Source organism: Bradyrhizobium sp. GW821-FHT13H06 (assembly GCF_058803975.1).
Window position 1 is genome coordinate 429,175 of sequence record NZ_JBXAPN010000006.1, and the last position, 16,633, is coordinate 445,807.

The window sequence follows — 16,633 nt, forward strand, 5'->3', positions numbered from 1 at the left end:
GACGGATCCCGCTCCGTCGGAACAAGTCAAATACCGCCACGTTCATCCCCCGAGGAATTTTCTCGCTCTCGGAGGATGTCCGTATGCTCGCTCCATCGGGCGAATTGCTGCGCGCCGGCATGGCGCTCAAGCTCAATCACGTCAAACGCGCCGCCCAATCCTATTTGCGCGACCAGACCGGCCGCGCAACCGGCAGGATGACATCCTACGCGGTGGCCGGCGGACTGTTCGCGGTCGCGGGCCTGTTCGTTGTCGCGGCATTTTTCGTCGGACTGATCGCCCTGTACCGCTGGCTCGCGATCACTTACGGCCAATTCTGGGGTTTTGGTGCCGTCGGCGCAGTGCTGCTGGTGCTGGCTGCGGTCTGCGCCGGGGTGGCCATGGCCGAGATGAGACGCAAGGCCAAGCCGATCGTGCCGCTTGCGAGCCGCCTGCGCGTGGCGGTCGCGACGCCGCGGATCCCACGTGGAACGGTCAAGCAGGCGGTGAAGGAGGTCGCAACGACGATTCCCCTCGTGCCGCTTGCGCCGGGTGAACGTGGTCGTGGCAGCAAGGCTTATGACGGCAAGCCCTATGACGGCAAGGCTTATGACGGTAAGGCTTGGCCGGTCCGCGCCAACCGCCCCGTGCAACTCGGCCTGATGCTCGCAGCCGTCGGCTTGGTCGGGCTGACGGCCGCCCGCCGGCGGCGTCACAGGCACAGTCTGGATGCGTGATGCCGGCGCGGCGCTCCGAGCAGATCGACTCCTGGCTGCTGGTGGCGGCGACGGCCGTCTTCGTGCTGACGGTGGAGCGCTACTTTCAGGATTCGGGCCTGATCCGGTCGGGACCTCCGCAAGACCACCGCAACGGCGAAGCGAATTCGCCGGAGACGCACCCGGCCGGCGCGGCGACGCAGCCCGGCCGGGGCCGCCATGCGAAGAGCCCGTTCACGATCCCCTGGGCGGGTTGGAAGGATATCTTCTGGCGGACCTATCAGCGCATCGACGAGGATCGCCTGCTCGCGACGGCGGGCGGCGTCGTCTTCTTCGGGCTGCTCGCCATCTTCCCCGCAGTCACGGCGCTCGTCTCCTCTTATGGCCTGTTCGCCAATCCGGCGACGATCAGCGCCAACCTCCACACGCTTGCGACCATGCTGCCCGAAGGCTCGTTCCAGATCGTCGAGGACCAGGTTGCGCGCGTGGTGTCGAACGGCACCGCCACGCTGGGTGTCACCTTCCTGTTCGGCCTGCTGCTTGCGATCTGGAGTGCCAATGCCGGTGTCAAGGCGATCTTCGACGCCCTCAACGTCGCCTACGAGGAACGCGAGAAGCGCAGCTTCATCCGGCTGAACATGGTCTCGCTGGCCTTTACCGTCGGCGGCATCGTGGCACTGCTGTTGATGGTGGGGGCCGTCGTCGCCTTCCCGCTTGCGCTCGATCATCTCGGCCTGGCGCCTGAAAGCAAGCTGATCGTGGCGCTGGCGCGATGGCCGCTGCTGTTCCTGATCCTGCTCGTCGCACTCGCCATCCTCTACCGCTTCGCTCCCAGCCGTGACGCGCCGCGCTGGCAATGGCTGAGCCTGGGCGCCGTGACGGCCGCGATCCTCTGGATCGCCGGTTCGGCCCTGCTCTCCTGGTACCTCTCGGAATTCGCCAATTACAACGCGACCTACGGCTCTCTGGGTGCTGCGATCGGCCTGATGATGTGGATGTGGATGTCGGCGATCGTCATCATGTTCGGCGCCGAGCTGAATTCTGAGATCGAGCGGCAGACGCTGCGCGACACGACCACCGGGCGGCCGAAACCGCTCGGCACCCGCGAAGCCGTCTCGGCCGACACGGTCGGCGCCACCGCGCCATTCTGATCGGTGCGGTCAGGCCGGAGCCGGCCCGACCGCATCTTTGGGCCATCAGCGCTTGGTGATCACGGCTTCCAGATATTCGCTGTGCACCACGATCGTGCCGTCGTCGGCGTGGTTGAACTCCCCGAGCAGCGCCAGGAGGTCGCGCTTCAGCGCGGCCTGGCCGCTCTCGTCGAGCGCGGCAAACGCCTTCAGCGTAGGCCCGTAGAAGGTCTTGAAGATATCGAGCCAGTGGTCCGGCGAGCGATAGCGGAACACGAACATGCGCGGCTCGGCGGCAATCTCGGAAGCCTGGCTTCCGAACATCTCTTCCAGCCGCGCAGCCGTGCCCCACAGTGCCGGTGACTTCACCCCCGCCGGCGGCGGCAAATGCCTGCCGATGGTCTTGAACAGCTGGCCGATGAAACCTTCCGGCGTCCAGTTGGCGAGGCCGATTTTGCCGCCGGATCTGCAGACCCGCGCGAGCTCGGAGGCGGCCTTGTCCTGATCCGGTGTGAACATCACGCCGAAGGTCGAGAGCACGACGTCAAAGGTGGCATCGGCAAACGGCAACGCTTCGGCATCCGCCTCGCGGAACTCGACCTTGAGATGTTCGGCCGCCGCGCGCTCCTGCCCGCGCTTGAGCAATGCCGGCACGTAGTCGGTGGACGTCACGTCACACCAGCGCCGCGCCGCGGCCAGCGTCGCATTGCCGTTGCCGGCGGCGACGTCAAGCACCTTGCTGCCGGCGCGCAAGTCGATTGCCTCACAGAGCTGTTCGCCGACGATCTGCAAGGTGGTGCCGACAACGGCATAGTCGCCCGACGACCAGGCGCCGTGCTGGCGCTGCTTGACGGCGGCAAGGTCAGGCTGGGATGTGGGCTGTTTGAGGGCTGCGGATGTCGACATGGGCAAATCTCCTGGGGTTGAAAACGCCGGGACGATACGGCGCATGCGGTCCGCTGGCCTTGAGAGCAGCGTTATTTTGCGCTGAGAACGCCTTGATTTCCGGACGGGAGCCGCGGCGAGCCTGATGCAGGCTGCCGGACAGTCACTATCCCCTCGAATCAACAATGATGTTAGGGTCATGCATTGCTTGGGGGAGCATGAGCCGTGACGGGTTGGAGCGCGACCCGTGTTTTCCCGGTGAAGCAGTCAGCTCTTGAGGCATAACGCGCGGCATGATTCGCATTTCGACGATCTTCATCGCCATCTGCATGGTCCTGGTCGCGGCCTCGCTCGGGCTCGTGCTCTATTCGGTCGCCGGCATCAGCGGAACGGAATCGGCCATCGTCGCGCTGACCGCGCTGACGTTCCTGATCCTCTACAACGCGGTGTCGATGCGGCTGCGCGACCGCAGCGACGTCGGCGGGCAGATCGCCGACCTCTCGCGGGGCACCGCCGACCTCGCCCGACAGGTGGCCGAGTTCGGGCGCCGGCTTGCCGCGATCGAGGGCCGCATCGCCTCGTCCAATTCGGCCAACTCCGACCGCGTCCAGTCGGTGATCGGCGAGATCAACGAACTCGGCGGATTGGTCAGGCAGCTTGCCACCACCGTATCGGCCCATGAGGATCTGCTGGCCGGCCACGCGCCGGCCCCCGCCCCGGTCATGAGGCCCGAGCCGGAGACGCCGATCGATCTGGCTGCCCCCTTCGAGGAGAAGCCGGTCGCCGCTCCCCCGCTGCCCGCGCCGCGACCGGCACCGGCTGTCCAGGCCCAGCCCGCCAACCCGGTTCAGACCGGCAACGGACGCAGCCAGACCCAGTTGCTGGCGACGCTGCGCAATGCAATCGACGAGAACCGCATCGACATATTCCTGCAGCCGATGGTGACGCTGCCGCAGCGCAAGGTGCGGTTCTACGAGGCGGTGACGCGCCTGCGCGACGAGCGCGACCAGCTGATCGTCGCCGAGGAGTTCATCAGCATCGCGGAAGCCTCCGGCCTGATCGGGCGCATCGACAACATGGTGATGCTGCGCTGCGTGCAGGTGCTGCGGCGCCTGATGGTGCGCAACAAGGACGTCGGCGTGTTCTGCAACCTCGCAGCCTCCACGCTCGGCAATTCCACCACCTTCGCGCAATGCCTCGACTTCCTCGAAGCCAACCGGGCGCTGGCGCCCTCCCTGGTGCTGGAGTTCAAGCAGTCGACGTTCCGCAATCTCGGCCCCGCCGAGACCGAGAATCTCGCGGCGCTCGCCCAGCGCGGCTTCCGTTTCTCGATCGACCATGTCACGGATCTGCGCATCGAGCCGCGCGAACTGGCCGATCGCGGGGTACGCTTCATCAAGGTGCCGGCCACGCTGCTGCTCGATCCCAGGCAGGCCTCGACCTCGGACATCCATCCCTCCGATCTCTCCGACCTGCTCGGCCGCTTCGGCATCGACCTGATCGCCGAGCGGATCGAGGGCGAGCGCGCCGTGGTCGACCTGCTCGACTACGATGTGCGCTTCGGACAGGGGTTCCTGTTCGCGCCGCCGCGGCCATTGCGGCCGGAGGGGCCATCTGCTACCGCCGGGGCCCCGCCGAACCAGACGAAAGACATTCAGGGACCTCATGGCTCCGGCACACCCAGCTCAGGCGCGACGTCATCTGCGCCTCCGCCACAACGCATCACCGGCAACGCGGCGCTCGCGCGCCGCATCTGATCGGCCGCGCAGATCATGACTACGCTACATTTTGCCGAAGGCCTGCGCGAGCTCGTGGGCGGTGTGGACGTCGTGCTCAGCGACATCTGGGGCGTGGTCCATAACGGGCTAGAATCCTTCCCCGAAGCCTGCGAGGCGCTGCACACCTATCGCAGCCGCGGCGGTACGGTGATCCTGATCACCAACGCGCCGCGCCCGGCCGACTCCGTACAGCGGCAATTGCGCAAGCTCGGTGTCCCCGATGAGACCTATGACGCGATCGTATCTTCAGGCGACCTGACCAGGCTCTATGTCGCCGAGCATCCCGGCCGCAAGATGTTCTGGCTCGGCCCCGAGCGCGACAACTCGATCTACCGCGGCCTCGATGCGGTGACCGCGCCGCTGGAGGAAGCCGACTACATCGTCTGCACCGGCCTCTATGACGACGAGACCGAGACGGCGGAAGACTATCGCGGCATGATGCTGAAGGCACGCGAGCGCAAGCTGACGCTGGTCTGCGCCAACCCCGACATCGTGGTGGAACGCGGCGACCGGCTGATCTATTGCGCCGGGGCGATCGCGGAGCTCTACCGCGAACTCGGCGGCGAGGTGATCTTCTATGGCAAACCGCACCGGCCGATCTACGAGCGCGCCATGTCACTCGCCGGGGAACGCCAGGGCAACCAGATCGACCGCAAGAAGGTGCTGGCGATCGGGGATTCCGTCCGCACCGACCTGACCGGCGCGCGCGAATTCGGCATCGACTGCCTGTTCGTGACCCGCGGCATCCATGCCGAGGAGTTCGAAGGTCTTGACCAGCTCGACCCGACATCGGTCGTGGAATTGTTCGGCCACCCGCCGAAGGCGCTGATGCGCGAATTGAAGTGGTGACGGCGCGGATGACCGCGCAGGCACTTCGGGCTTAGACCGATTGCCTAAGTGTCCGACGCCGTCATGGCCGGGCTTGACCCTGCCATCCACGTCTCTCTGCGCAAACGTGGATGCCCGGGACGAGCCCGGGCATGACGATTTCAACAAATGAATGTTGTCAGGCGAGGCGCGCTTACGCGCTCGCCATGTCCGGGAAGACCGCCTCGATCTTGGTCTTCAGCGTCGCCGCATTGAACGGCTTGACGATGTAGTTGTTCACGCCGGCCTTCTTGGCCGCGATCACGTTCTCGGTCTTGGATTCTGCCGTGATCATGATGAAGGGCGTGGTGGCGAGGTTCGGATCCGCGCGGACTTCGCGCAGGAGGTCGTAACCCGTCATCGGCTCCATGTTCCAGTCGGAGATCACGAGCCCGTACTTCTTGCCACGCATCTTGTTCAGCGCTGCCGAACCATCGCTGGCATCATCGATGTTCTCGAAGCCAAGCTGCTTCAGCAGATTCCGGATGATACGGATCATGGTGCTGTAGTCATCCACCACCAGAACCGGCATCGACAAATCAACCGCCATCTCGACTCCCCCAACGCAAACCCAGGAATATTAGGATCGGACCTGCCAGGCCGGAGCCCTGCAGTTCCACGCCTCAAGGACTAGCATCAAGGCGTTAAACAGCGCGTTAATTGCGGACATCGCCAAAGGACTGAAATCGTGTTCAATCTCTGCGCTCCCCCGCTTGACTCCCTCAGGCCGGTCGAGCCACGGTCCGGACCGGTCCTGCCCGGTTCGAGAAATTCCCCTGATGGCTCCGCCTTTTACCGTTATCCGCGACACAACGCCGGATTCCGCGATTCCGAGGGGCGCCGTGGTCGCCATGGGCAATTTCGACGGCGTTCATCTTGGCCATCGCGCGGTGATCGCGGCAGCGCTGGAGATGGGCCGGACGCATGGCCGCCCTGCGCTGGCATTGACCTTCGAGCCGCATCCGCGGCGATTTTTCAGCCCCAACACCCCGCAATTCCGCCTGACGGACGAGCGGGCCAAGCTGCGGCTGTTGGCCGGCACCGGGCTGGCCGGCGCCGTGGTCATGACCTTCGACAAGGCGCGTGCCGGAACCAGCGCACAAGATTTCATTCACCATGACCTGATCGGGCGTCTCGGCGTCAGTGGCATCGCGGTCGGCTACGACTTCCATTTCGGCAAGGGACGGGTCGGCTCGCCGAGCCTTCTCGTCAACGAGGCGCCCCGGCTCGGCATCGAGGTCGACGTGCAACCGCATGTCGATATCGACGAGCGGCCCGTCTCCTCCAGCGCGATCCGGATCGCCCTCGCCGAGGGCCAGCTCGACGACGCGACCACCATGCTGGGCGCGCCCTGGTTCATTACCGGCGAGGTCATCCATGGCGAAAAGCGCGGCCGCGACCTCGGCTATCCCACCGCCAACATTCGCCTGGACGCCAATTGCGGGCTCAAGCACGGCATCTACGCGGTGCGGGTCGGCCGCGGTGCCGAGCGGCTCGACGGCGTGGCCAGCTTCGGCCGCCGCCCGACCTTCGACAATGGCGCCCCGCTCCTGGAGATCTTCCTGTTCGACTTCAAGGGCGACCTCTACGGGCAGCTCCTCGACTGCGCCTTCATCGGCTTCATCCGCGAAGAGCTGAAATTCGACAGCCTTGAGGCCCTGATCCGCCAGATGGACGACGATTCCGCCCGCGCCCGCGCCATCCTGGCCGGCGCCCCGGACGCGTTTCCGAGGCTGGGCGTGATCGATTGAGCCCGAAACCGGGCCACCCGAACCTTTGCGCTTCCCTTGGCCCCCTGCTATGGAGAGCCCATGTTTGCGCGGCGCATCATAGGGATTAGCGGCCCGGCTTCCGCCTGAGCCTTTGGCTCGGCGCAAGACCGGGATTTTGTCGTTTCACTCCCGCGATTCCGCATCGCGATCCGTTCCCGCGCCCTTCCGAGCCAGTCAGCCTCATGTCCGAAAAGCCGCAGAAGTCCCAAAAGTCTGAAGCCAAAGACTATTCGAAAACCCTGTTCCTGCCGCAGACCGAATTCCCGATGCGGGCCGGCCTGCCGCAGCGCGAGCCGGAGATCCTCAAGCGCTGGTACGAGATCGGCCTCTACGAGAAGCTGCGCGAGGGCGCGAAGGGCCGCGCCAAGTTCGTGCTGCATGACGGCCCGCCCTACGCAAACGGCAACATCCATATCGGCACTGCGCTGAACAAGATCCTGAAGGATCTCGTCACCAAGAGCCAGCAGATGCTCGGCTTCGATTCCAACTACGTGCCGGGCTGGGACTGCCACGGCCTGCCGATCGAGTGGAAGGTCGAGGAGGAGCACTACCGCAAGAAGGGCAAGCAGAAGCCCGACTTCCGCGACAGTGCCGCAATGATCGATTTCCGGAAGGAGTGCCGCGCCTATGCCACGCACTGGCTCGGCATCCAGCGCGAGGAGTTCAAGCGCCTGGGGGTGATCGGCGACTGGGACCATCCCTACGCCACCATGAGCTATCCCGCCGAAGCGCAGATCGCACGCGAGCTGATGAAGTTCGCCGCCAACGGCACGCTCTATCGCGGCTCCAAGCCGGTGATGTGGAGCGTGGTCGAGAAGACCGCGCTGGCCGAAGCCGAAGTGGAGTACGAGGACCACACCTCCGATACGGTGTGGGTGAAATTCCCGGTGACCTCGCCCGCGCACGGTGCGCTCGCCTCCGCAAGCGTCGTGATCTGGACCACCACGCCCTGGACGCTGCCCGGCAACCGCGCCATCTCGTTCTCGCCGAAGATCGCCTACGGTCTCTACAAGGTGACGGACGCGCCCGCCGACAATTGGGCCAAGACCGGCGACCTCCTCATCCTTGCCGACGCGCTCGCGGAAGAAGTCTTCAAGCAGGCGCGCGTGACGGCATATGAGAAGGTCCGCGAGGTCCCCGGCGACACCATGGACGCGATCGAATGTTCCCATCCGCTGAAGGGCCTTGGCGGCTATGACTTCGTCGTGCCGCTGCTGCCCGGCGACCATGTCACCGACGACACCGGTACCGGCTTCGTGCACACGGCGCCCGGCCATGGCCGGGAGGACTTCGATGTCTGGATGGCGCAGGCGCGCGATCTCGATGCGCGCGGCATCAACACCGCGATCCCCTACACCGTCGACGAGAACGGCGCCTACACCGATCATGCGCCGGGTTTTGCCGGCAAGCGCGTCATCAACGACAAGGGCGAAAAGGGCGATGCCAACGAGGCCGTGATCAAGGCGCTCGTCGACAGAGGCATGCTGCTCGCGCGCGGCCGGCTGAAGCATCAATATCCGCACTCCTGGCGCTCCAAGAAGCCGGTGATCTTCCGCAATACGCCGCAATGGTTCATCGCGATGGACAAGCCGATTGTGGACGCCCCGGGCAAAGCCGGGGCTACGGACATCGCGATGGGCGGCAAGACGAAGAGCGGCGACACGCTGCGCGCCCGCGCGCTGCACGCGATCTCGGTGACGCAATGGGTCCCGCCCTCGGGCGAGAACCGCATCAACGGCATGATCGAGGCGCGGCCGGACTGGGTGATCTCGCGCCAGCGCGCCTGGGGCGTGCCGATCGCCGTGTTCGTGCGCGAGAAGGGCGACGGCTCCGCCGAGATCCTGCACGACGAGGCGGTGAACGCGCGCATCGGCGAGGCCTTCGAGCAGGAAGGCGCCGACGCCTGGTACGCAACCGGCGCGCGCGAGCGATTCCTGGGCGCGCGCGCGAGCGAGGATTGGCAGAAGGTCGACGACATTCTCGACGTCTGGTTCGATTCCGGCTCGACCCACGCCTTCGTGCTCGAAGACCCCGTGCATTTCCCGGGGCTATCAGGCATCAAGCGCAAGGTCGACGGCGGCACCGACACGGTGATGTATCTGGAAGGCTCGGACCAGCACCGCGGCTGGTTCCACTCCTCGCTGCTGGAAAGCTGCGGCACGCGCGGTCGGGCTCCTTACGACATCGTGCTGACCCACGGCTTCACCCAGGCCGAGGACGGCCGCAAGATGTCGAAGTCGCTCGGCAACACCATCGAGCCGCAGGCCGTCATCAAGGAATCCGGCGCCGACATCCTGAGGCTCTGGGTCGCATCCAGCGACTACACTGACGACCAGCGCATCGGCCCCGAGATCCTGAAGAACACGGTCGAGACCTATCGCAAGCTGCGCAACACCGTGCGCTGGATGCTGGGCACGCTGCATCACTACAAGCCGGCCGACGCAGTCGCGCCCGCCGAGATGCCCGAGCTGGAGCGCCTGATGCTGCACGAGCTCGCGGTGCGCGCCGGCGCGATCGGCAAGGCCTATCGGGAGTTCGACTACAAGACCGTGGTCGCGATCCTGTCCGCCTTCCTGAACAGCGAGCTCTCCGCGTTCTACTTCGACATCCGCAAGGACACCCTTTACTGCGATCCGCCCTCTTCGCTGACGCGCAAGGCGGCGCTGACGACCATCGACCTGTTGTGCGCCTCGATCCTGAAATGGCTGGCGCCGATCCTCAGCTTCACCGCGGAGGAAGCCTGGCGCATGTACCGGCCCGACGCCGAGCCGTCCGTGCATCTGGCGCTGTTCCCGACCGACCTGGAAGACCTGCGCGACGACAGGCTCGCCGCAAAATGGGAGACGATCCGCAACGTCCGCCGCGTCGTCACCGGGGCGCTCGAGCTCGAACGCGCCGCCAAGAACATCGGCTCCTCGCTCGAGGCGTCGCCGGTGATCTATGTCGCCGACCGCGACATGCTCATGACGCTGTTCGACACCGATCTCGCCGAGATCTGCATCACCTCGAACTACGAGGTGCGCGAGGGCGAGGCGCCGGCTTCGGCGTTCCGTCTCGATGCCGTGCCCGGCGTTGCGGTCGTGGTGGAGAAGGCGGTCGGCACCAAATGCGCCCGCTCCTGGAAGATTTCGCCGATGGTCGGCGAGGACCCTGAATACCCCGACGTCACCCCGCGCGACGCGAAGGCGCTGCGCGAATGGAAGGCGCTGGGGGTGAGCGTCTGATCGGTCGACCATGACCCCGCTCCGCGCCGGCATCCTCGCGGCAATGGTCACGCTGGTGGCCGACCAGGCCTCGAAGCTCTGGCTCTTGAACGTGTTCGACCTCGCCCGTCGCGGCGCGGTGCGGGTGACGCCATTCTTCGACCTGGTGCTGGCCTGGAACATCGGAATCAGCTTCGGCTGGCTCCAGAACGACAGCCAGGCAGCGCAGCTCGCGCTGATGGCCGTCAAAGGTATCGCGGTGGTCGCGCTGGCGATCTGGATGGCCCGCTCGCACACCATGCTTGCGACGACCGCGCTCGGCCTGATCATCGGCGGCGCCTTCGGTAACGGCATCGACCGCCTGGCCTATGGCGCTGTGGTGGATTTCGCCTTGCTCCACATCGAGATCGCCGGAAAAACCTATAATTGGTATGTGTTTAACCTCGCGGACGTGGCCATCGTTGCTGGGGTGGCGGCGCTATTGTATGATTCCTTCCTGGGGGTACCCGCCGCAAAAGCGCCCTGATCCCGGCCGATACGGACCGGCGGTGGAACCCGGCCTTTGCGAGGATGAGTGCCGCGTGCGCGCGGCAATCTGCCACAATATGGAACAGGTAAAGCAATGCGCAGCGCGATGACCAGCGATTCGATGGTGCGAGACCCCCGGTGGGGGCTCTGGCGGGCATTGAAATTGTCCGCTGTCGCACTTGGCATCGGTCTCGTCATGTCGACCGGCGCGGCCCGCGCCGGTGACGACGACGAGGAAGACGATATGACCTTCGAAGAGAGGCTCATCGACAATCTGATGTCCGGCATCGGCGCCAAGAGCATGGAAAAGAAGGGCATCGAATACCGCGAGCGCTCGCCGCTGGTCGTGCCGCCCAAGCTCGATCTGCCGCCGCCTGCGACCGAAGCCAAGGCTGCGCCGAACTGGCCCAAGGACCCCGAAGAAAAGCGCCGCAAGGAAGCCATCGCCGCGCGCAAGAAGGCCACCAAGGCAACGGAGAACTGGCAGGCCGCCCAGCCGCTGACGCCTGCCGAGATGAAGGCCGGCCAGGTCGCCGCAGCGCCCCGCACGAGCAACGATCCGATTCAGCCGGGCACCAACGGCAACCCCTCGCTGAGCCCCGCCGAGCTCGGTTTCACCGGCGGCCTGTGGAACATGATGAAGGGTGGCAGCAGCTCCGAGTCCAAGGAGTTCACGTCGGAGCCGCCGCGCCAGTCGCTGGTCGAGCCGCCGCCAGGCTACCAGACGCCGTCGCCGAACTACGCCTATGGCGCCGGGCCGGACAAGTCGCGGCGGATGTACTACGACATCATGTCCGGCAAGGACAAGGAACAATAGCGTTCCTGTCCACTGCGACATCCTGACAAATGCGAAGCCGGCGCCGGCGCATCCCTGCGCGCCCGGCGCCGCCGTAAATTGCCTATCAGTAACTTGCCTACGAGATGCGTTCTCTGCTTCGTGACGCGAAGCCTCAGCCGCACGGTGTAGCATGCCGTGCCTCCGAGCCGGACATCCGGGCTCGGCCTTTCAAAAGGATCATGATGTCCTCTTACCGATCGGCTGCCTGCCTCCTTGCCGCGCTGCTTTCGACGAGTGTCCTGTCAGCCGGCACGTCCCTCGCCCAGACCACGGTAACATCGGCTCCGCCCGCCAGCTTCACGCTCAGCAACGGCATGCAGGTCGTGGTGATCCCGGATCACCGCACCCCCGTCGTCACCGAGATGATCTGGTACAAGGTCGGCTCGGCGGACGAGACGCCAGGCAAATCCGGGCTCGCGCACTTCCTCGAGCACCTGATGTTCAAGGGCACCTCGAAGCATCCGGCCGGAGAATTCTCCCAGACCGTGCTTCGCATCGGCGGCAACGAGAACGCCTCGACGTCGGTCGACTACACCAATTACTACCAGCGTGTGCCGAAAGAGCAGTTGCCGACCATGATGGAGTTCGAGGCCGACCGCATGACGGGCCTCGTCCTCAAGGACGAGAACGTGCTGCCCGAGCGCGACGTCGTGCTCGAAGAGTACAACATGCGCGTCGCCAACAATCCGGATGCGCGGCTGAACGAGCAGATCATGGCCGCGCTCTATCTCAACCATCCCTACGGGCGTCCGGTGATCGGCTGGCATCAGGAGATCGAAAAGCTCGATCGCGAGGATGCGCTCGCCTTCTATCGCCGCTTTTATGCGCCGAACAACGCGATCCTGGTGATCGCCGGTGACGTCGACGCCGCCGAAATCCGCCCGCTGGTCGAACGCAATTTCGGCTCCATCCCGGCGCAGCCCGCCATCCCGGCACGCCGCGTCCGTCCGCAGGAGCCGGAGCCCGCCGCACCGCGCACCGTCACGCTGGCCGACCCGCGCGTCGAGCAGCCGAGCATGCGGCGCTATTATCTGGTGCCCTCCGCGACCACGGCGGCAGCCGGCGAGAGCGCGGCCCTCGACGTGCTGGCGCAGCTGATGGGCAGCGGCAGCAATTCCTATCTCTACCGCGCGCTCGTCGTCGATAAGCCGCTCGCGGTGTCCGCCAACGCCAGCTATTCGAGCATCTCGCTCGACCCGACCCAGTTCGCGATCTCGGCCGCGCCGAAACCCGGCGTCAGCTTCGCAGAAGTGGAGCAGGCGGTCGATGGTGTCATTGCCAGCGTTGCGCAGAACCCGATCCGCGCCGAGGATCTGGAACGCGTGAAGACCCAGCTCATCGCCGAGGCGATCTATGCCCAGGACAACCAGGCGGTGCTGGCGCGCTGGTACGGCGGCGCGCTGACCACGGGCCTGTCGATCGAGGACATCAGGAGCTGGCCCGACCGCATCCGCGCCGTCACCGCCGAGCAGGTTCGCGCCGTCGCGCAGAAATGGCTCGAGAAGAAGCGCTCGGTGACGGGCTATCTGATCAAGGACACCGCTACCGCCAAGCGCGAGGAGAAGCGTTCGTGACCTATCCCTTCCTTCGACGCGTTGCATTCTCCCTTGCCGCCGGCGCGACGCTCGCGCTCGCCGCCGTCTCGCCGTCACATGCCGCCGCAAAAATCCAGCGCCTGATCTCGCCCGGCGGCATCGAAGCCTGGTTCGTGCAGGACGCGACTGTGCCGCTGATCGCGATGGAATATTCCTTCGCCGGCGGTTCGTCCCAGGATCCCAAGGACAAGCCGGGCGTCGCCAATCTGGTCGGTGATCTCCTCGACGAAGGCTCCGGCGATCTCGATTCCAAGTCGTTCCATGAACGGCTCGACCGCCGCGCCATCGAGCTCTCGTTCAACGCCACCCGCGATACGTTTCGCGGCAGCCTGCGCATGCTGCGCGACAACAAGGACGAGGCCTTCGACCTGCTCAGGGGCGCGCTGACCTCGCCGCAATTCAACACCGCCGACGTCGAACGTATCCGCTCGCAGGTCATCTCGGGCCTGCGCCGCGAGACCACCAATCCGACCTCGCTGGCGAGCCGCAAGTTCCTGGAAGTCGCCTTTGGCGAGCATCCTTACGGCCGGCAGACCAACGGCAACCTCGACAGCGTGCCGACCATCACGGTCGCCGACATGAGGGATTATGTCGGCCGTGTCCTCGCCAAGGATGGGCTGAAGATCGCGGTCGTCGGCGACGTCGATCCGGCGACCCTGGGCAAGCTGCTCGACCACACATTCGGCAGCCTGCCTGCCAAGGCCAATCTGACGCCGGTCCCCGATGTCGAGGCTGCAAAGCCGCCGCAACGCACCTTCGTGACGCTCGACGTGCCGCAGACCGTGATCACCTTCGGCGGCCCCGGGGTGAAACGCAGCGATCCGAACTTCATGGCGGCCTATGTCGTCAACCACATCCTCGGCGGCGGCGGCCTGTCCTCCCGGCTCTATCGCGAAGTGCGCGAGAAGCGCGGGCTGGCCTATTCGGTGTTCGAATCGCTGCTCTGGATGGAGCATTCGGCGATCTTCATCGGCAACACCGGCACGCGCGCCGACCGCGCCGGCGACACCATCGACGCCATCGAGAAGGAGGTGCGCCGCATGGCCGAGGAGGGCCCGACGCAGAAGGAGCTCGATGAGGCCAAGTCCTACCTCAAGGGCTCGCAGATGCTGGCGCTCGACACCTCCTCCAAGCTGGCACAGGCGCTGCTGCAATATCAGCAGGACAAGCTGCCGATCGACTATATCGAGAAGCGCAACGCCATCGTCGACGCCGTGACGCTGGACGACGCCAAGACGGCCGCCAAGCGGTTGTGGGGCCAGGGGCTGCTGACCGTCGTCGTCGGCCGCGCCCCGCAGGCTGCGGCGCAACCGGCGGCTGCGACGTCGAAGTCGAACTGATCTGTTCTCCACACGCTCCCTGAATGGCCGGGCTCGTCCCGGCCATTTGCGTTTGCGTGAGCACCATTGCCGAACCTGGACGTCCGCGATATGTCCGGACACCACGGATGGTGCCCACATGCTGCGGATATCCCGCGATCTCGTCATCGACGAGGACGACATCGAGATTGGCTTTGTCCGCGCCTCCGGCCCGGGCGGGCAGAACGTCAACAAGGTCGCGACCTCGGCACAGCTGCGCTTCGACACGCGCAAGCTGACCTTGCCGGAGGACGCGGCCCTGCGGCTTGCGCGCCTTGCCGGCCAACGCATGACCAAGGAGGGGGTCATTGTGATCCAGGCGCAGCGCTTCCGCACCCAGGAGCGCAACCGCCAGGATGCCATCGACCGTCTCACGGAGATGCTGCGCGAGGCGATGATCAGGCCGACGCCGAGGCGCGCGACGCGGCCGACCTTCGCCTCCAAGCAGCGCCGGCTCGAGGGCAAGAAGCGCCGCAGTGACGTCAAGGCAGGACGCGGCCGGAGCTTCGACGACTAACTGGCGCGGCCAAAAACTCCGGCCGCGACGCGACCGGAGTTCTGCTGTTGCTCCCGAGGCGCTAGTAACGCTTGGATGGAGCCGCACCACCCGATGTGGAATCGTCGGCCGCCCCTTTCCGCGCAGCGCTGCCCGTGGTGCCGACCGTGCCCCTGGTGCCTTTGGTCGACTTCATGCCCGTCTTCTCACCCGCCGCGTCCGGCTGAGAGCTCATATCTTCGTCGCCGCTGCCCATCGTGCCGCCTTGCATCGGTTTGCTCTGCACGCTGCCGCCCGTCTTGGCAGGTGGCGCGCCCTGCGCGAGCACGGGCGTGGCAATGAGAGCCGATAGAGCGCATGCGATCATCGATGTCTTGACCAACTTCATCCATTTCTCCTGGATTCTTTCGCGAGGAACGGCTCGGCGGCTCCCACGCCGCTCATCTGCGCCGGCCATGTCATCGCGTTGAGAGTTCGAGCGGCGTAATCGTCATGGAAACCGGATGGTGTGGTGATCGTTTAGGGATTTCACGGCGGTTTCGCGGAATTGTGCTCCGCATATAAGGCGCCGCGGAACATCACACGCGCCCCACACATCTCTGCTTGCCGCGAAACAGCCCGCTACTACCACCACGTCTTTGACGCCGACTAGAGTTTGCACACGCTGGATTTGACGTGGATGAGCGAGCTCTTGGCGATACGCACGATCGTGCTGGGATTGTGCACCGCGATGGTGCTGATGGTGCGAGGCGCCGACGCGCAGATGCCGCTGCCGGCGGCAAAGCCGCCGGATGGCGCGACACTGTTCAGGCAGCAATGCGCGGCGTGCCATACCACCAATCTGTCGGATCCGATGCGGCAAGGTCCGCCGCTGGTACGGATCGTGGGCCGCGCTGCCGGCAAGGTCGAAGGCTTTCACTATTCAGACGGTCTCGCCAAAGCTGACTTCACCTGGGACGAGGCCCGGCTGGACGCGTGGCTGGCCAATCCGCAAGCCGTCGTTCCTGGTGTGATCATGGCCTATCGGCAGGCCAGGCCCGAGACACGCGCCGCCATCATCACTTACCTCAAGGAGCTGAACTGAATGGCAAAGCCAGTCCATTCCATGATCCGCGTGCTGGAGGAGGCGCGCTCGCTCGACTTCTACAAGCGTGCCTTCGGCCTGGAGGTCACCGACCATTTGAAGTTCGCGGATTTCGCCCTGATCTATCTGCGTCACCCCTCCTCGCCTTTCGAGGTCGAGCTGACGGTGAACTTCGATCGCAAGGAGCCGTACCAGCTCGGCGACGGCTACGGCCATCTCGCCGTGGTGGTCGAAGACATCGATGCCGAGCATGCCCGCTTCGAACGCGAAAAGCTCGCACCGGGCCCCTTACGCGATTTCAAGCACGACGGCCGAACATTGGCGCGCTTCTTCTTCGTCAGTGATCCCGATGGCTACAAGATCGAAGTGATCCAGCGGGGCGGCCGCTTCAACTGATCAAACCA

16 protein-coding genes are annotated in these 16,633 nt (G+C 65.4%); 13 read left to right on the forward strand and 3 right to left on the reverse strand.

Features of this window, described 5'->3' with window-relative positions:
- Positions 1 to 83 precede the first annotated feature (83 nt).
- Positions 84 to 716: a phage holin family protein gene (locus tag AC1RQP_RS25990; RefSeq protein WP_492939178.1), complete on the forward strand. Its 633-nt coding sequence runs from the start codon at positions 84 to 86 to the stop codon at positions 714 to 716.
- Positions 716 to 1,846 carry a YihY/virulence factor BrkB family protein gene (locus AC1RQP_RS25995; protein WP_492939180.1) on the forward strand — a complete coding sequence of 377 codons (1,131 nt, stop codon included), beginning with the start codon at positions 716 to 718 and terminating at the stop codon, positions 1,844 to 1,846. Before AC1RQP_RS25990 ends, AC1RQP_RS25995 begins: the two co-directional genes overlap by 1 nt.
- A 45-nt stretch (positions 1,847 to 1,891) precedes the next feature.
- Here AC1RQP_RS25995 and AC1RQP_RS26000 read toward each other — a convergent pair whose 3' ends face one another.
- Positions 1,892 to 2,731 (reverse strand): class I SAM-dependent methyltransferase, encoded by an 840-nt coding sequence (locus tag AC1RQP_RS26000; RefSeq protein WP_492939182.1) that lies wholly within the window; start codon positions 2,729 to 2,731, stop codon positions 1,892 to 1,894.
- 272 nt (positions 2,732 to 3,003) lie between these two features.
- Between AC1RQP_RS26000 and AC1RQP_RS26005 the strand changes: the two genes are divergently transcribed.
- Positions 3,004 to 4,467, forward strand: a complete 1,464-nt coding sequence (locus tag AC1RQP_RS26005; protein WP_492939184.1) for an EAL domain-containing protein — start codon at positions 3,004 to 3,006, stop codon at positions 4,465 to 4,467.
- Between the two features lie 15 nt (positions 4,468 to 4,482).
- Positions 4,483 to 5,337 (forward strand): TIGR01459 family HAD-type hydrolase, encoded by an 855-nt coding sequence (locus AC1RQP_RS26010; RefSeq protein WP_492939186.1) that lies wholly within the window; start codon positions 4,483 to 4,485, stop codon positions 5,335 to 5,337.
- Between the two features lie 172 nt (positions 5,338 to 5,509).
- On the opposite strand, the gene AC1RQP_RS26015 is transcribed toward AC1RQP_RS26010, so the two are convergent.
- Positions 5,510 to 5,905: a response regulator gene (locus AC1RQP_RS26015; RefSeq protein ID WP_008567674.1), complete on the reverse strand. Its 396-nt coding sequence runs from the start codon at positions 5,903 to 5,905 to the stop codon at positions 5,510 to 5,512.
- Positions 5,906 to 6,134: 229 nt separating this feature from the next.
- Between AC1RQP_RS26015 and AC1RQP_RS26020 the strand changes: the two genes are divergently transcribed.
- The 7 genes from AC1RQP_RS26020 to arfB all read left to right on the forward strand — a co-directional run bounded on the left by AC1RQP_RS26020 (position 6,135) and on the right by arfB (position 15,166).
- Positions 6,135 to 7,106: a bifunctional riboflavin kinase/FAD synthetase gene (locus AC1RQP_RS26020; RefSeq protein ID WP_492939188.1), complete on the forward strand. Its 972-nt coding sequence runs from the start codon at positions 6,135 to 6,137 to the stop codon at positions 7,104 to 7,106.
- Between the two features lie 203 nt (positions 7,107 to 7,309).
- On the forward strand, positions 7,310 to 10,351 hold the full coding sequence (ileS, locus tag AC1RQP_RS26025; RefSeq protein ID WP_492939190.1) for an isoleucine--tRNA ligase: 3,042 nt from the start codon (positions 7,310 to 7,312) through the stop codon (positions 10,349 to 10,351).
- A gap of 10 nt (positions 10,352 to 10,361) precedes the next feature.
- Positions 10,362 to 10,856, forward strand: coding sequence for a signal peptidase II (gene lspA, locus AC1RQP_RS26030; protein WP_492939192.1), 495 nt, complete (start codon positions 10,362 to 10,364; stop codon positions 10,854 to 10,856).
- A gap of 96 nt (positions 10,857 to 10,952) precedes the next feature.
- Positions 10,953 to 11,675: a hypothetical protein gene (locus AC1RQP_RS26035; protein WP_492939194.1), complete on the forward strand. Its 723-nt coding sequence runs from the start codon at positions 10,953 to 10,955 to the stop codon at positions 11,673 to 11,675.
- A 200-nt stretch (positions 11,676 to 11,875) separates the two neighbouring features.
- Positions 11,876 to 13,270, forward strand: a complete 1,395-nt coding sequence (locus AC1RQP_RS26040) for a M16 family metallopeptidase (protein WP_492939196.1) — start codon at positions 11,876 to 11,878, stop codon at positions 13,268 to 13,270.
- Complete coding sequence (locus tag AC1RQP_RS26045; protein ID WP_492939198.1) at positions 13,267 to 14,631, forward strand: M16 family metallopeptidase; 1,365 nt, start codon at positions 13,267 to 13,269, stop codon at positions 14,629 to 14,631. The genes AC1RQP_RS26040 and AC1RQP_RS26045 overlap by 4 nt, the downstream gene beginning before the upstream one ends.
- Before the next feature lie 118 nt (positions 14,632 to 14,749).
- Complete coding sequence (gene arfB / locus AC1RQP_RS26050; RefSeq protein WP_492939200.1) at positions 14,750 to 15,166, forward strand: alternative ribosome rescue aminoacyl-tRNA hydrolase ArfB; 417 nt, start codon at positions 14,750 to 14,752, stop codon at positions 15,164 to 15,166.
- A gap of 61 nt (positions 15,167 to 15,227) precedes the next feature.
- On the opposite strand, the gene AC1RQP_RS26055 is transcribed toward arfB, so the two are convergent.
- Positions 15,228 to 15,533 carry a hypothetical protein gene (locus AC1RQP_RS26055; protein WP_492939202.1) on the reverse strand — a complete coding sequence of 102 codons (306 nt, stop codon included), beginning with the start codon at positions 15,531 to 15,533 and terminating at the stop codon, positions 15,228 to 15,230.
- A gap of 309 nt (positions 15,534 to 15,842) precedes the next feature.
- On the opposite strand from AC1RQP_RS26055, the gene AC1RQP_RS26060 reads away from it, so the two are divergent.
- Together AC1RQP_RS26060 and AC1RQP_RS26065 are read left to right on the forward strand one after the other, a co-directional pair.
- A complete protein-coding gene (locus AC1RQP_RS26060; protein WP_492939277.1) occupies positions 15,843 to 16,229 on the forward strand; it encodes a c-type cytochrome in 387 nt (128 codons plus the stop codon).
- Positions 16,230 to 16,625, forward strand: coding sequence for a VOC family protein (locus AC1RQP_RS26065; RefSeq protein ID WP_061877409.1), 396 nt, complete (start codon positions 16,230 to 16,232; stop codon positions 16,623 to 16,625).
- Positions 16,626 to 16,633: the final 8 nt, after the last annotated feature.

Bases quoted from the DNA above. Each gene is read 5' to 3' on its own strand.
- AC1RQP_RS25990 (WP_492939178.1), top strand. From the start codon at position 84: ATGCTCGCTCCATCGGGCGAATTGCTGCGCGCCGGCATGGCGCTCAAG.
- AC1RQP_RS26040 (WP_492939196.1), top strand. From the start codon at position 11,876: ATGATGTCCTCTTACCGATCGGCTGCCTGCCTCCTTGCCGCGCTGCTT.
- AC1RQP_RS26015 (WP_008567674.1), bottom strand. From the start codon at position 5,905: ATGGCGGTTGATTTGTCGATGCCGGTTCTGGTGGTGGATGACTACAGC.
- AC1RQP_RS25995 (WP_492939180.1), top strand. From the start codon at position 716: ATGCCGGCGCGGCGCTCCGAGCAGATCGACTCCTGGCTGCTGGTGGCG.
- AC1RQP_RS26055 (WP_492939202.1), bottom strand. From the start codon at position 15,533: ATGAAGTTGGTCAAGACATCGATGATCGCATGCGCTCTATCGGCTCTC.
- arfB (WP_492939200.1), top strand. From the start codon at position 14,750: ATGCTGCGGATATCCCGCGATCTCGTCATCGACGAGGACGACATCGAG.
- lspA (WP_492939192.1), top strand. From the start codon at position 10,362: ATGACCCCGCTCCGCGCCGGCATCCTCGCGGCAATGGTCACGCTGGTG.
- AC1RQP_RS26035 (WP_492939194.1), top strand. From the start codon at position 10,953: ATGCGCAGCGCGATGACCAGCGATTCGATGGTGCGAGACCCCCGGTGG.
- ileS (WP_492939190.1), top strand. From the start codon at position 7,310: ATGTCCGAAAAGCCGCAGAAGTCCCAAAAGTCTGAAGCCAAAGACTAT.
- AC1RQP_RS26005 (WP_492939184.1), top strand. From the start codon at position 3,004: ATGATTCGCATTTCGACGATCTTCATCGCCATCTGCATGGTCCTGGTC.
- AC1RQP_RS26020 (WP_492939188.1), top strand. From the start codon at position 6,135: ATGGCTCCGCCTTTTACCGTTATCCGCGACACAACGCCGGATTCCGCG.
- AC1RQP_RS26065 (WP_061877409.1), top strand. From the start codon at position 16,230: ATGGCAAAGCCAGTCCATTCCATGATCCGCGTGCTGGAGGAGGCGCGC.
- AC1RQP_RS26010 (WP_492939186.1), top strand. From the start codon at position 4,483: ATGACTACGCTACATTTTGCCGAAGGCCTGCGCGAGCTCGTGGGCGGT.
- AC1RQP_RS26000 (WP_492939182.1), bottom strand. From the start codon at position 2,731: ATGTCGACATCCGCAGCCCTCAAACAGCCCACATCCCAGCCTGACCTT.